Origin of the sequence: Herbaspirillum lusitanum P6-12 (assembly GCF_000256565.1) — a bacterium.
Lineage (GTDB): Bacteria > Pseudomonadota > Gammaproteobacteria > Burkholderiales > Burkholderiaceae_D > Herbaspirillum > Herbaspirillum lusitanum.
The window spans coordinates 1-13,578 of record NZ_AJHH01000624.1; the positions used below are offsets into that span (position 1 = coordinate 1).

Annotated in this window: 11 protein-coding genes and 3 pseudogenes; 2 read left to right on the plus strand and 12 right to left on the minus strand. The window is 60.9% G+C overall.

Annotated elements, in window-relative coordinates; all coding sequences use genetic code 11:
* Positions 1-72: 72 nt before the first annotated feature.
* The 3 genes from sugE to HLUSI_RS0120410 all read right to left on the minus strand — a co-directional run bounded on the left by sugE (position 73) and on the right by HLUSI_RS0120410 (position 4,584).
* On the minus strand, positions 73-393 hold the full coding sequence (sugE, locus tag HLUSI_RS0120400) for a quaternary ammonium compound efflux SMR transporter SugE (protein ID WP_029363820.1): 321 nt from the start codon (positions 391-393) through the stop codon (positions 73-75).
* Between the two features lie 163 nt (positions 394-556).
* Positions 557-3,328: a preprotein translocase subunit SecA gene (gene secA, locus HLUSI_RS0120405; protein ID WP_016835713.1), complete on the minus strand. Its 2,772-nt coding sequence runs from the start codon at positions 3,326-3,328 to the stop codon at positions 557-559.
* Between the two features lie 281 nt (positions 3,329-3,609).
* The gene (locus tag HLUSI_RS0120410) at positions 3,610-4,584 is read right to left on the minus strand and encodes a M23 family metallopeptidase (RefSeq protein WP_016835714.1); all 975 of its coding nucleotides are present in this window, start codon (positions 4,582-4,584) and stop codon (positions 3,610-3,612) included.
* Positions 4,585-4,754: 170 nt separating this feature from the next.
* Between HLUSI_RS0120410 and HLUSI_RS34820 the strand changes: the two genes are divergently transcribed.
* Positions 4,755-5,021 (plus strand): DciA family protein, encoded by a 267-nt coding sequence (locus tag HLUSI_RS34820; protein WP_330987190.1) that lies wholly within the window; start codon positions 4,755-4,757, stop codon positions 5,019-5,021.
* A complete protein-coding gene (locus HLUSI_RS34825; RefSeq protein ID WP_330987191.1) occupies positions 5,018-5,146 on the plus strand; it encodes a hypothetical protein in 129 nt (42 codons plus the stop codon). Before HLUSI_RS34820 ends, HLUSI_RS34825 begins: the two co-directional genes overlap by 4 nt.
* A 105-nt stretch (positions 5,147-5,251) precedes the next feature.
* Here the strand turns inward: HLUSI_RS34825 and lpxC are convergent, their stop codons facing one another.
* The 9 genes and pseudogenes from lpxC to HLUSI_RS0120460 form a co-directional block, all read right to left on the minus strand.
* Positions 5,252-6,187: a UDP-3-O-acyl-N-acetylglucosamine deacetylase gene (lpxC, locus tag HLUSI_RS0120420; protein WP_016835715.1), complete on the minus strand. Its 936-nt coding sequence runs from the start codon at positions 6,185-6,187 to the stop codon at positions 5,252-5,254.
* Between the two features lie 157 nt (positions 6,188-6,344).
* Positions 6,345-6,851 carry a peroxiredoxin gene (locus HLUSI_RS0120425; RefSeq protein ID WP_016835716.1) on the minus strand — a complete coding sequence of 169 codons (507 nt, stop codon included), beginning with the start codon at positions 6,849-6,851 and terminating at the stop codon, positions 6,345-6,347.
* A gap of 161 nt (positions 6,852-7,012) precedes the next feature.
* Positions 7,013-7,876: pseudogene (locus HLUSI_RS29825) on the minus strand (cell division protein FtsZ); the annotation flags it as partial.
* Positions 7,870-8,646 (minus strand): annotated as a pseudogene (gene ftsZ / locus HLUSI_RS29830) (cell division protein FtsZ); the annotation flags it as partial. The pseudogenes ftsZ and HLUSI_RS29825, both read right to left, overlap by 7 nt.
* Positions 8,647-8,788: 142 nt before the next feature.
* Positions 8,789-10,021: a cell division protein FtsA gene (ftsA, locus tag HLUSI_RS0120440; protein ID WP_016835717.1), complete on the minus strand. Its 1,233-nt coding sequence runs from the start codon at positions 10,019-10,021 to the stop codon at positions 8,789-8,791.
* A gap of 10 nt (positions 10,022-10,031) precedes the next feature.
* Positions 10,032-10,805, minus strand: coding sequence for a cell division protein FtsQ/DivIB (locus HLUSI_RS0120445; protein WP_016835718.1), 774 nt, complete (start codon positions 10,803-10,805; stop codon positions 10,032-10,034).
* A gap of 9 nt (positions 10,806-10,814) precedes the next feature.
* Positions 10,815-11,846 carry a D-alanine--D-alanine ligase gene (locus tag HLUSI_RS0120450; protein ID WP_016835719.1) on the minus strand — a complete coding sequence of 344 codons (1,032 nt, stop codon included), beginning with the start codon at positions 11,844-11,846 and terminating at the stop codon, positions 10,815-10,817.
* Complete coding sequence (gene murC / locus HLUSI_RS0120455; RefSeq protein WP_029363821.1) at positions 11,843-13,270, minus strand: UDP-N-acetylmuramate--L-alanine ligase; 1,428 nt, start codon at positions 13,268-13,270, stop codon at positions 11,843-11,845. The genes HLUSI_RS0120450 and murC overlap by 4 nt, the downstream gene beginning before the upstream one ends.
* A gap of 5 nt (positions 13,271-13,275) precedes the next feature.
* A pseudogene (locus tag HLUSI_RS0120460) lies at positions 13,276-13,578 on the minus strand (cyanophycin synthetase); the annotation flags it as partial.

Sequence of the window (13,578 nt, forward strand, 5' to 3'; positions counted from 1 at the left end):
AGCACGGCCGTGGCGGCGAGCAAGCGGAGCGAAGTCGTCGGAAAGCGCATTGCTGCTTTCTTTGTCATGTTGTCATTCCGGTGAGACCACTTTCAGACCGATGATGCCGACGATGATCAGCGCCAGACAGGCCAGCCGCGCCGGCGACGCCGATTCGTGGAACAGCACGATACCCAGGATGACTGCGCCGACGGCCCCGATGCCGGTCCAGATTGCATAAGCGGTGCTGAGCGGCAAAGTCTTCACCGCCAGCGCCAGCAGACCGACGCTGACGGCCATCGCAGCCAGCGTCGCCACGCTCGGCAACAAACGCGTGAAACCGTCGGTGTACTTCAGCCCGACCGCCCACGCCACTTCAAACAAACCCGCCAATACCAGAATGATCCAGGCCATCGCCAATCCTTTACGCTGCGGGGCCGTCCCCATCGATTGAATTCGCAGCGAGGTCGTCCACGCGCGGGACCGGCCGTTGTTGTGCTAACGGCGCGGCGAACAAAAGAAAAGCCGCTCCGAAATCGGGAGCGGCTCGGCGGCGGCTACAGCGAAATTATCCTGCTTAAGCCAGCTTGCCGTGGCACTGCTTGTACTTCTTGCCGCTGCCGCATGGGCATGGATCGTTGCGACCGACCTTCGGCAAACCGTTGACCATGGGTTGCTGGCTCTGGTCGTCGGAGGCGGCATTTGCGGTCGGCGCCAACAGCTCTTCCGGCGCCGCATTGGCGTCGAAATCGGCGTGCTGGTAGTGCACGTTTTCGACGTGCGATTGCGCCAGGTTTTCTTCCGCTTCTTCGATGGCCTCACGGCTTTCGATGCGCACCGTCATGACGATCTTGATCACTTCGTTCTTGATCAGGTCGAGCATCTGGGCGAACAGCTCGAACGCCTCGCGCTTGTATTCCTGTTTCGGATTCTTTTGCGCATAGCCGCGCAGATGGATACCCTGGCGCAGATGATCCAGCGCCGCCAGATGCTCGCGCCAGTGGCTGTCGATGCTCTGCAGCATGACGCTGCGTTCGAAACCGCTGAACGCTTCAGCGCCGACCACGTCGACCTTGGCCTTGTACGTCGTCGCCGCGGCGGACAGGACGCGCTCGAGCAACTCTTCGTCGGTCAGGTTCGGCTCGGCTTCCAGGATGGCCGTGAGCGGCACGGCCAGTTGCCATTCGTTGCTCAGGGCAGCTTCCAGCGCCGGGATGTCCCATTGCTCTTCGACCGACTCTTCCGGCACGTGGGTGCGGAACGCTTCGGTGAACACGCCTTCGCGCAGCGAAGTGATCATTTCTTCCATTTCGGCGGCTTCCAGCAACTCGTTACGCTGTTGGTAGATCACCTTGCGCTGGTCGTTGGCGACGTCATCGTATTCCAGCAATTGCTTGCGGATGTCGAAGTTGCGCGCTTCCACCTTGCGTTGCGCCGATTCGATCGAGCGCGAAACGATACCGGCTTCGATCGGTTCGCCTTCCGGCATCTTGAGGCGGTCCATGATCGCGCGCACGCGATCGCCGGCGAAGATGCGCAGCAGCGCGTCGTCCAGCGACAGATAGAAACGCGAAGAACCCGGATCGCCCTGACGACCGGAACGGCCGCGCAACTGATTGTCGACGCGACGCGATTCGTGACGTTCGGTCCCGATGATGTGCAAACCGCCCGCACTGACCACGTGGTCGTGCAGCGACTGCCATTCGTCGCGCAGTTTTTGCGCTTGCGCCGCCTTGTCGGCATCCGACAGGGATGCATCGGCGTCAATGATCTTGATCTGATTTTCGACGTTGCCGCCCAGCACGATGTCGGTACCGCGACCAGCCATGTTGGTAGCGATGGTGATCATCTTGGGACGTCCGGCCTGCGCGATGATTTCCGCTTCGCGCGCGTGTTGCTTGGCGTTGAGGACGTTATGCGGCAGCTTGGACTGGTTCAGGATGCCCGACAGCAGCTCGGAGTTTTCGATCGAGGTGGTGCCGACCAATACCGGCTGGCCGCGCTCGTAGCAATCCTGGATGTCCTTGACCATCGCCATGTACTTCTCTTGCGATGTCTTGTAGACCTGATCCTGGCGATCCTTGCGGGCGCTTGGACGGTTGGGCGGAATCACCACGGTTTCCAGATTGTAGATTTCCTGGAATTCGTAGGCTTCGGTGTCGGCGGTGCCGGTCATGCCGGACAGCTTGCCGTACATGCGGAAATAGTTCTGGAAGGTGATCGAGGCCAGCGTCTGGTTCTCGTTCTGGATTTTGACGCCTTCCTTGGCTTCAACAGCCTGATGCAAGCCGTCGGACCAGCGGCGCCCCGTCATCAGGCGGCCGGTGAATTCATCGACGATCACGACTTCGCCGTTCTGCACCACGTATTGCTGATCCTTGTGATACAGCGTGTGAGCGCGCAAGGCGGCGTACAGGTGATGCACCAGCGAGATGTTGGAGGCGTCGTACAGCGAAGCGCCTTCCGGCAGCAGGCCCATGCTGGTCAGGATTTGTTCGGCGCGCTCGTGGCCGGCTTCGGTCAGCAGGACCTGATGGCCCTTTTCGTCCTTGGTGTAATCGCCCGGGACTTCAACCTTGCCCTTGCCGTCCGGAGTTTCTTCGCCGATCTGCAGCGTCAGCAGCGGCGGCACGCCATTGATCTTGTGGTACAGATCGGTATGGTTTTCAGCCTGGCCGGAAATGATCAGCGGGGTGCGCGCTTCGTCGATCAGGATCGAGTCGACTTCATCGACGATTGCGAAATTCAGGCCACGCTGTACACGATCGGTCGCATCGAACACCATGTTGTCGCGCAGGTAGTCGAAACCGAATTCGTTGTTGGTGCCGTAGGTGATGTCGGAAGCGTACGCGCCCTGCTTGAGGTCGTGTTCCATCTGCGACAAATTGACGCCGGTCGACAAACCGAGCCAGCCGTACAGCTTGCCCATCCATTCGGCATCGCGTTGCGCCAGGTAATCGTTGACGGTCACCACGTGCACGCCCTTGCCCGACAAGGCGTTCAGGTACGCCGGCAGCGTCGCCATCAGGGTCTTGCCTTCACCGGTGCGCATTTCGGCGATCTTGCCGAAGTGCAGCACCATGCCGCCGACCAGTTGAACGTCGAAGTGACGCATCTTGAGGACGCGCTTGCTGGCCTCGCGGCAGACCGCGAAAGCTTCCGGCAGGATATCGTCGAGCTTGGTTCCATCGGCCACACGCTGCTTGAACTCCGGCGTCTTGGCTTGCAGCTCGGCATCCGACAGTTTCTCGATGTCCGCTTCGAGCGCATTGATTTGACGGACAATTTTTTGATATTGTTTGAGCAACCGCTGATTGCGGCTACCGAAAATCTGGGTCAGTAATGACATGCTTGGATTCTAAAAAAGCGCCGAAAAATGACTCTGCGCGGCAGTTTTGCCCGCACGGAACCGGAATGAGGCCAATAAACCTTGGATTTTAGCATGCAAGCGCCCAGGGACAGTGTTCCCGCCGGGTACAGACACGCCTGTGAAGCTTCGCCGCCAATGGCGATCAACTAATTTTCCATGTTGCAATACTTGTAGCGCGCCGGACGCATGCGCGCTTGAATACTGTCAATAGATTGGGCTGGGGCGCAAAGATTCAATATGCCTGACGGAGCAAGGCCCGGTCAGCGCCCGGCCACGAACACCGGCGCCGCTTTGGGACCGCCGCCGGGGCTGCCGAGGGCGAGGAACTTGCGCGGATCCTGCGCCACGCCGCGGATGCGCACTTCAAAATGCAGGTGCGGTCCGGTGGAGCGGCCGGTGGTCCCGATGTCGGCCACGTGCTGGCCGCGCTTGACGATGTCGCCCACCTTCGCGAACAGCTGCGAGGCGTGCGCGTAACGCGTGATGATGTCGTTGCCGTGGTCGATTTCCAGCATGTTGCCGAACTGGTAATGGTATTCCGCTGCGATCACCACGCCGGCCGCGGCGGCGACGATGGGCGTGCCGGTCGAGGCCGGGAAATCCAGACCTTCGTGAAACGCGTTATGCCCGGTAAACGGATCAAGGCGCCAGCCGAAGCTGGACGAATTGTAGGCGACGTTGACCGGCGGATTGGTCGGCAGCAGGCGCGACTTGATCTTGTCGCCCATCAGCGTGGACTCCACCGCATTCATGTAATCGCCACGATGGCCGACATCGACCGACAAGGCGTCCAGCATTTTTTGCAGCTCGCTCATGCTGAGCTCGCGTCCGGGGCCGCCGATGGACGACGTCTCGACGCCGCCGCGACCCGGCTTGTCCTTGAAGTTGAATTCTTCCGGACGCACGCCGGCCAGGCCTTGCACGCGTTCGCCGAGCGCGTCGAGACGCATCAGCTGGGCTTGCATTTCACCGAGCTTGACCGCCATCACGGCGAGATTTTCCTTGAGGTATTTGTCCTTGCGGTCTTCTTCCTGCTGCGTCATCGAGACCATCAGCTTGTGCAGCATCGGCGAACTGTCGCCGTCGGAGGCGTGGCGCAGCACCAGATACGACAGGCCCGCAGCCGAGGCCGCAATGCTCACCATCAGGAACAACAGCACCGCCACCACATGCCTGGAAGTCAGCGTGACCGACCGGGCACGCGTGAGGCGCGGGTGCAGCAGAATAATTTGCATCTTTACTCCCTTGTCCCTCCTCCGCGCGCGGGGAGATGTGATAAGGTTTAAAGATGAAGTATCCCTCCACATTTACCCCTTATCGCCGTGGTCCGTCGGCTGCGCAATTGCGGCGCAGACCGCGGGACGCGACAGATTTCTTGCGGGCCGATAATGCAATGGCGACCCTGATGCCAGCCATTACCCGCATGGCGTCGCTGCAAAAAAGTTGTGCAGCGATTCTGCCGGCTATTTTCAAATCGTGCGACGTCATGAATTTCGAAGGCGGCCAGTTGGTGCTGAGCATGCCCAATGCCGCGCTTGCGACCAAGCTCAAGCAACAGTTGCCGAAGTTGCAAGAACGCCTGGTCCAGGATGGATGGCAGGTTAATGCAATCCGCATCAAAGTACAAGTTGGCAAGAATTACGTGGTGCCGCCGACGCCGCGCGGCAGTTGATTCTGCCGAGCCTGGCGGTGTCGTCATTCGCCGAGCTCAATGACGCGCTCGAAGACTCGCCGCAGAATCAGACATTGAAGGCGGCACTGGCGAACATGGTACGCCGCAACACCGGCGTCAAATAGGAAGAAAACCGAAAGAAACCCGGCCTTGTTCTTGCTCTGGCGAAAGAACGGCGGCGGGGTGGTGGGATACCGGGATGGCCCAGGGCTGAACGCTTACTTAGTTACTTAGTTAAGCGCCCACTCCTGCTTGGCCTGCATGACATAGGTCTGCGGCGCAGATTCCAGCGTGTCGAACGTCACGATGTCATACGCATCCGGCTGATCCAGCAAGGCGCGCAACAACTGGTTGTTCATACCGTGGCCGGACTTGTGGGCGTTGTAGCTGGCCAGCAGCGGATGACCGATCAGGTACAGATCGCCGATGGCGTCGAGTATCTTGTGACGCACGAATTCATTCTCGTAACGCAAGCCGTCGGCATTGAGGATGCGGTATTCGTCCATAACGATCGCGTTCTCGAACGAGCCGCCGCGCGCCAGTCCCATGCCGCGCAAGGTCTCCACATCCTGCATGAAACCGAAAGTGCGCGCACGGGCGATTTCCTTGACGTAGGACTCGATGGCGAAATCGACTTCGGCAGTCTGACCGGTGCCGTCCACTGCGGGATGGTTGAACTCGATGAAGAACTTGAGCTTGAAGCCGTTATACGGCTCCAGGCGCGCCCACTTCTCCTTGGCGCCTTCGCCCTCGCGCACTTCCACGGGCTTCTTCACGCGAATGAATTTCTTGGCGGCGTTCTGCTCCTGCAAGCCCGCTTGCTGCAGCAGGAAAACGAACGACGACGCCGAACCGTCCATGATCGGGATTTCTTCGGCGGTCAGGTCGATGTACAGATTGTCGATGCCGAGGCCGGCGCAGGCCGACAACAGATGTTCAACCGTCGAAACGCGCGCACCGTCCTTCGACAGCACCGACGCCATGCGCGTATCGCCCACGCCGGTGGCCGACGCGGGAAACTCCACGACAGGATCGAGATCGACCCGACGGAAGATGATGCCGGTGTCGACCGCCGCCGGTCGCAGGGTCAGTTCGACCTTGGTGCCGGAATGCAAACCGACGCCGACGGTCTGGACGAGATTCTTGATGGTGCGCTGTTTTAACATCCCGACATTATAGCCAAGATGCCATCCGGCCTGCTGCCGGCTTGCGCACTGTTGCAAAAAAGTTCCGCAGTGCAAAAAAAACGTAAAAAGGCGCGGAAACAGCCTTTTACAGACCGCCTTCCGCGCCTTTTCCACTCAAATTGCTGCGAGCTGCAGGTCAGCCCAGCTGGCCCAGCAGCGTCTCGGCATTCGACACTTCGAACTTGCCTGGCGCTTCCAGGTTCAGTTGCTTGACCACGCCGTCTTCCACCAGCATCGAGTAGCGCTGCGAGCGTACGCCCATGCCCTTTTCGGTCAGGTCGAATTCCAGACCCAGCGCCTTGGTCAGGGTGGCGCTGCCGTCAGCCAGCATGCGCACGGTGCCGGCGGCTTTCTGTTCACGCCCCCAAGCGCCCATCACGAACGCATCGTTGACCGAAATGCACCAGATTTCATCAACGCCCTTGGCCTTGAACTCTGCCGCGTGCTGGATGTAGCCCGGCACATGCTTGGCCGAACAGGTCGGCGTGAAGGCGCCGGGCAGCGCGAACAGCGCGATTTTCTTGCCCTTGACCAGGTCGGACACCTTGAACGTGTTCGGGCCGAGCGAGCAGCCTTCGGTTTCAGTCTCGATGAATTCAGCCAGGGAGCCTTCCGGCAGGCGATCGCCAACTTTGATGGTCATGATGATTTCCTTCTTGTGAGTAATTCGGGAATAGGGGAATGCCATGGAACACAGGCAAAAAAACGCCGCGCTCGAAGGCGCGGCGCGCAGGCGATAGTATGCCTGTTTACAACGTCGGTTGCTGCCCGCCGAAACGTGCCGCGACCGACGCCGGATGCTGCTTAGTCCGCTTGCTTGCGCAGGAAAGCCGGAATGTCATAGGTTTCCATGCCATTCTTTTCCAACGCGCGCACAGTGTCGGAAGCCGACTCGCGACGCCATACCGCCGGCGCCTTCATGCCGCCGAAAGCTGCGCCGGTTTGCGCGCCGCCGTTGGCATTGTTCATCGTGCCGGTGCCGGCCATCATCGGTTCATTGTGCGTGCCGGTGCGCAGCATCGGCGTCTGCACCAGTTGCACCGACTTGCGGTTGCGGCCCAGACCGGTTGCCACGACAGTCACGCGGATGTCGTCGCCCATGCCGTCGTCGTACGCGATACCTTGCGCGATCGATGCATCGGGAGCGGCGAAGGCACGCACGGTCGCCATGACTTCCTTGATTTCCTTGCCCTTCAGGTTGCGGCTGGCGGTCACGTTGACCAGCACGCGCGCGCGCGCGCGGTCGATACCGTCGAGCAGCGGCGATGCCACTGCCTGCTCCGCCGCCACGCGGGCGCGGTCGACGCCGGAAGCGGTGGCCGTACCCATCATGGCCTTGCCCTGCTCGCCCATGATGGTCTTGACATCGTTGAAGTCGACGTTGATGTGACCAGGCACGTTGATGATTTCGGCAATACCGGCAACGGCGTTGTTCAGCACGTCGTCTGCATGGCCCAGCCATTCGATCATGCTGTCGTCTTCGTAGATCTCTTCGAGCTTTTCGTTGAGGATGATGATCAGTGAATCGACATGCTGCCCCAGCTCTTCCAGACCCTGGTCGGCGATGTCCATGCACTTCTGTCCTTCGTACGAGAACGGCTTGGAGACCACGGCAACCGTCAGCGCACCCAGCGACTTGGCGACTTCGGCCACCACCGGCGCAGCGCCCCCCGCGCGCCGGACAGGTCGATACCGTCGAGCAGCGGCGATGCCACTGCCTGCTCCGCCGCCACGCGGGCGCGGTCGACGCCGGAAGCGGTGGCCGTACCCATCATGGCCTTGCCCTGCTCGCCCATGATGGTCTTGACATCGTTGAAGTCGACGTTGATGTGACCAGGCACGTTGATGATTTCGGCAATACCGGCAACGGCGTTGTTCAGCACGTCGTCTGCATGGCCCAGCCATTCGATCATGCTGTCGTCTTCGTAGATCTCTTCGAGCTTTTCGTTGAGGATGATGATCAGTGAATCGACATGCTGCCCCAGCTCTTCCAGACCCTGGTCGGCGATGTCCATGCACTTCTGTCCTTCGTACGAGAACGGCTTGGAGACCACCGCCACGGTCAGTGCACCCAGCGACTTGGCCACCTGCGCCACCACGGGAGCAGCGCCCGTGCCGGTGCCGCCGCCCATGCCGGCTGCGATGAAGACCATGTGCGCGCCGCGCAGCGAATCCTCGATGCGGGCACGGGTTTCCTCGGCCAGACGGCGGCCGACGTCAGGCTGCATGCCAGCGCCCAGGCCGGTTTCACCGATCTGGATGACATTGTCGGCCTTCGACATTTTCAATGCTTGCGCATCTGTGTTTGCCGCAATGAACTCAACGCCGGACACGCCCTTGTTGATCATGTGCTGCACCGCGTTGCCACCTGCACCACCCACGCCCACGACCTTGATGATCGTGCCGAGAGTAGCGTTGTCGAGCATATCTATTTCCATGATGACTCCTTAAATATATGTATGTGCAGCTTGCAGTTGATAGGCATCACGCGGTGTGACGACTAGCAACTGAGAACTGCGTGTTGCTGATCCGAAGACTGAATAACTAAAAACCAAATTGAAAATTGAATCGTGCGACTGCTTAAAAATTGCCTAAAAACCATTCCTTCATACGTTGCCAGATTGCCTTTACCGAACCTTCCTGGCGGGTCACGATGTACCCGCGCAGATACTGCTTTTTCGCTTCCAACAACAACCCCAATACGGTGGAATATCGTGGACTGCGCACCACGTCGGCCAACTGGCCGCTGTATTCCGGCGTCCCCAGGCGGGCCGGCTTGAGGAAGATATCCTCCGCCAGCTCAATCATTCCCGGCATCATCGCGGAGCCGCCGGTGAGGACGATGCCCGACGACAGCACCTCTTCGTAACCCGACTCGCGCACCACCTGATGCACCAATGCAAACAACTCTTCCACACGCGGCTCGATCACCGCCGCCAGCGCCTGGCGCGACAAGGTGCGCGGATTGCGATCGCCCAGTCCCGGCACTTCCAGCGTTTCGCTCGGATCCGCCAGGATCTGCTTGGCCACGCCGTAGCGCAGCTTGATTTCTTCCGCTTCCAGCGTCGGCGTGCGCAAGGCCATCGCGATGTCGTTGGTGATCTGGTCGCCGGCGATCGGAATCACTGCGGTGTGACGGATCGCACCTTCGGTAAACACCGCCACGTCGGTGGTGCCGCCGCCGATATCGACCAGCACCACGCCCAGTTCGCGTTCATCCGGCGTCAGCACGGAATCGGCAGAAGCCATCGGCTGCAAAATCAGATCCGATACTTCCAGGCCGCAACGGCGCACGCACTTGACAATGTTCTGCACCGCCGACACCGCACCGGTCACGATGTGCACTTTCACTTCGAGTCGGATGCCGCTCATGCCGATTGGTTCACGCACATCCTCTTGATTGTCGACGATGAATTCCTGCGGTACGGTATGCAACAATTGCTGGTCGGTCGGGATGTTGACGGCCTTGGCGGTTTCGATCACGCGCGACACGTCCGCGGCGCTGACTTCCTTGTCCTTGATCGCCACCATGCCGCTCGAATTGAAGCTGCGGATGTGGCTGCCCGCGATGCCGGTGTAGACATTGCGGATCTTGCAGTCGGCCATCAGCTCGGCTTCTTCCAGTGCGCGCTGGATCGATTCGACCGTGGCTTCGATGTTGACCACCACGCCCTTCTTCAATCCCTTGGATTCGGACTGGCCCAGGCCGATCACTTCGTGGCGTCCGTCCTGCAATACTTCCGCCACCACGGCCACCACCTTGGAGGTGCCGATGTCGAGACCGACGATCAGGTTTTTTGCGTCTTTTGTCATATCGTTCCGCTTATTTTTTCTTTCCGTTCAATGCAGCCAGTACCAGTCCATCCGCCTTCAGCGCCAGACCGTTCGGGTAACGCATGTCGACATTTTCAATCTTCTTCCCCTGCAGGCGATCCACCAGTTGCGGATAGACCGAGACCAGCCTGGCAATTCTTTCCTTCAGCGTTGCGTCGCTTTCGGCGCGCCCCAGTTCCACCGTGAGACCGTTGTCCAGCTTGACGGTCCACGCATAGCGGTTGGACAGGGCCACCGATTCCGGCTCCAGCTTGATCGGCGCGAACCAGTCGCGGAACTGATCGAAGCGCGCCACCACTTCCTTCTCGCTGCCGACCGGTCCGTCAAATTCCAGCAAATCGCCGTCGTCTTCCGCCTCCGCCAGATTGGCGGTAAATACATCGCCCTTGACCGACAGCAAACGGCCGTCGTCGCCCCAGGTGCCGAGTGCGCGATGTTCTTCCAGCGTCACGATCAGCTTGTTCGGCCATTCGCGCCGCACCATCGCCTTGCGCACCCACGGCACCGACTCGAACGCTGCACGCACCGCATCGAGGTCGGCGGTAAAAAAATTACCCTTGATGCGCGGCACCGCGCTGGCGCGTATCGTCAGCGGGTTCACGCGACGCAACTGCTCTTCGGCCACACCTTCGACGCGTATCGTCCTGAGCGTAAACATCGGCCGCTGCGCCAGCCACCACAGTCCGGACGCCAGCAATGCCAACGCCACCAGCGCCAGCAAGGCATTGGTGGTTGCGTTGAGCATCTTGACGTCTTGCCACATGGTTACGCCTTATCCCTTATCAGAAACGTCAGCGTCTTTTGACGCGTGTGATTTCCACGCGTCGGACGGCTTCAGGTCCAACGCTGCGAATTTCAGAATTTCGTAGCACAAATCTTCATATGTCATCCCAGCCTGGCGGGCCGACATCGGCACCAGCGAGTGCCCGGTCATGCCCGGCGACGTGTTGATCTCCAGCAGGAACGGTTCGTTGTCCGAAGCGCGCAGCATGAAGTCGACGCGCGACCAGCCGCGGCAACCGAGCGCGTTGTAGGCCTTCACCGCGAGCTCCTGCACGCGCTGCGTCAGCGCTTCGTCGATCGGCGCCGGACACAGGTACTTGGTGTCGTCGGTGAAATACTTGTGCTGATAATCGTAGTTGCCTTCGGGCGCACGGATCTCGATCACCGGGAAGGCCTTGGCCTTGTTGTCCCCACTCGTGCCCTTGCCCATCACCGGCACGGTCAGTTCACGGCCGGCGACGAATTCTTCTGCCAGCACCACTGCGTCGTATTGCGCGCACAGGTTGAAGCCGTCCTGCATGTCCGAATAGCCGGCCACCTTGGCGATGCCGATGGTCGAACCTTCATGCGGCGCCTTCAGCATCAGCGGCAAGCCGAGCACGTCCGGCACCTGGCGCAATTCTTCGCGCGGCGTGGAGGCGCTGTCGAGCACGATGAAGCGCGGCGTCGGCAAGTCGTGACCGATCCAGATGCGCTTGGTCATGACCTTGTCCATCGCAATCGAGGACGCCATCACGCCGGGACCGGTGTAAGGAATCCCGAGCTGCTCCAGCGCGCCTTGCAGCGTGCCGTCTTCGCCGTAACGGCCGTGCAGCGCGATGAACACACGGTCGAATTTCTCCGCCGCCAATTCCGCCAGGCTGCGCTCGGCCGGATCGAAAGGATGCGCGTCGACGCCCTTGCTGCGCAAGGCCTGCAAGACACCGTTGCCCGACATCATCGACACTTCGCGCTCGGCCGAACGGCCACCGAAGAGCACGCCGACGCGGCCAAAGGCCTTGATCTGGTCCTGGCTGATCATGCTGCCCCCTGTTCATTCTTCACATCGGCCTGGGCGGTAAGACGACCCGGCACCGCCGAGATCGAACCCGCGCCCATGGTCATGACGACGTCGCCATCGCGCACCACATTGCGGATGGTCTCAGGCATATCGCCGATATCGTCCACGAACACCGGCTCCACCTTGCCCGCCGCGCGCAGCGCATGCGCCAGCGAACGGCCATCGGCGGCCACGATGGGCGCTTCGCCGGCGGAGTACACCTCGGCCAGCACCAGCACATCGGGCGAGGACAAGACCTTGACGAAGTCTTCGAACAGATCGCGGGTGCGGGTATAGCGATGCGGCTGGAAGGCCAGCACCAGGCGACGGCCCGGATAGGCGCCACGGGCGGCGGCGATGGTGGCGGCGGTCTCCACGGGGTGATGGCCATAGTCGTCCACCAGGGTGAAGTGACCGGCCGGCTTGCCTTCGGCGTCCCACAGCGGCACCTCGCCGTAGCGGGTGAAGCGGCGGCCCACGCCGTTGAATTCGGTCAGCGCCTTCTGGGTGGCGGCATCGTCCACGTCCAGCTCGCGCGCGATGGCGATGGCGGCGCAGGCGTTCTGCACGTTGTGCATGCCGGGCTGATTCAGGCTCACTTGCATTGGCGCATAGCCGTCCTGGATCACGGTGAATTCCATCTTGCCGTCGACAGCCTTGGCGTCGATGGCACGGATGTCGGCATCTTCATGGAAGCCGTAGGTCAGGATGGGCTTGGAAATCATCGGCATGATTTCACGCACATGCGGATCGTCCAGGCACAGCACCGCGACGCCGTAGAACGGCAGGCGCTGGGTGAACTCGACGAAGGCCTGCTTGAGCTTGGCGAAATCATGGTTATAGGTTTCCATGTGATCGGCATCGATGTTCGTGATGACTTCGATCACCGGCGTCAGGTTCAGGAACGAGGCATCCGACTCGTCGGCCTCGGCCACGATGAAGTCGCCCGAGCCGAGTTTGGCGTTGGCGCCGGCGCTGGTCAGGCGACCGCCGATCACGAAGGTCGGATCGAGCCCGCCTTGCGCCAGCACGCTCGCCACCAGGCTGGTGGTGGTGGTCTTGCCGTGCGTGCCGGCAATCGCGATGCCCGCCTTCAGGCGCATCAGTTCGCCCAGCATCACCGCACGCGGGACGATGGGAATATGTTTCTTGCGCGCCGCCACCACTTCCGGATTGTCGCCCTTGACCGCAGTCGAGGTGACGATGGCGTCGGCGTTTTCAATGTTCTCGGCCGCATGGCCGTAGAGGATGCGCGCGCCCAGCTGCGCCAGGCGCTGCGTGGCGGCGTTGCTGCCCAGGTCCGAGCCGGACACGCCGTAGCCCAGATTCAGCAAGACCTCGGCAATGCCGCTCATGCCGGATCCGCCAATGCCTACGAAATGGATATTTTTGACTCTATGTTTCATGTTCTTTACTCACCGGCGGACCGGCTGTGCCCCAGGTTAAGAAACGCCGCGCGACCGCGCGCGCATTTATCGGCGATGTCTTCGACGAAGATCGGCTCGACCTTGCCCGCCACGCGCAATGCATGCGCCAGCGAACGACCGTCGGCGGCGACAATCGGCTGCTCGCCGGCCGCATACACTTCCGCCAGCACCAGCACGTCGGTCGACGACAGCACCTTGACGAAATCTTCAAACAGGTCGCGCGTACGGGTGTAGCGATGCGGCTGGAACGCCAGCACCAGGCGACGGCCCGGATAAGCGCCGCGCGC

Bases quoted from the DNA above. Each gene is read 5' to 3' on its own strand.
- sugE (WP_029363820.1), bottom strand. From the start codon at position 393: ATGGCCTGGATCATTCTGGTATTGGCGGGTTTGTTTGAAGTGGCGTGG.
- secA (WP_016835713.1), bottom strand. From the start codon at position 3,328: ATGTCATTACTGACCCAGATTTTCGGTAGCCGCAATCAGCGGTTGCTC.
- HLUSI_RS0120410 (WP_016835714.1), bottom strand. From the start codon at position 4,584: ATGCAAATTATTCTGCTGCACCCGCGCCTCACGCGTGCCCGGTCGGTC.
- HLUSI_RS34820 (WP_330987190.1), top strand. From the start codon at position 4,755: ATGCCAGCCATTACCCGCATGGCGTCGCTGCAAAAAAGTTGTGCAGCG.
- lpxC (WP_016835715.1), bottom strand. From the start codon at position 6,187: ATGTTAAAACAGCGCACCATCAAGAATCTCGTCCAGACCGTCGGCGTC.
- HLUSI_RS0120425 (WP_016835716.1), bottom strand. From the start codon at position 6,851: ATGACCATCAAAGTTGGCGATCGCCTGCCGGAAGGCTCCCTGGCTGAA.
- ftsA (WP_016835717.1), bottom strand. From the start codon at position 10,021: ATGACAAAAGACGCAAAAAACCTGATCGTCGGTCTCGACATCGGCACC.
- HLUSI_RS0120445 (WP_016835718.1), bottom strand. From the start codon at position 10,805: ATGTGGCAAGACGTCAAGATGCTCAACGCAACCACCAATGCCTTGCTG.
- HLUSI_RS0120450 (WP_016835719.1), bottom strand. From the start codon at position 11,846: ATGATCAGCCAGGACCAGATCAAGGCCTTTGGCCGCGTCGGCGTGCTC.
- murC (WP_029363821.1), bottom strand. From the start codon at position 13,270: ATGAAACATAGAGTCAAAAATATCCATTTCGTAGGCATTGGCGGATCC.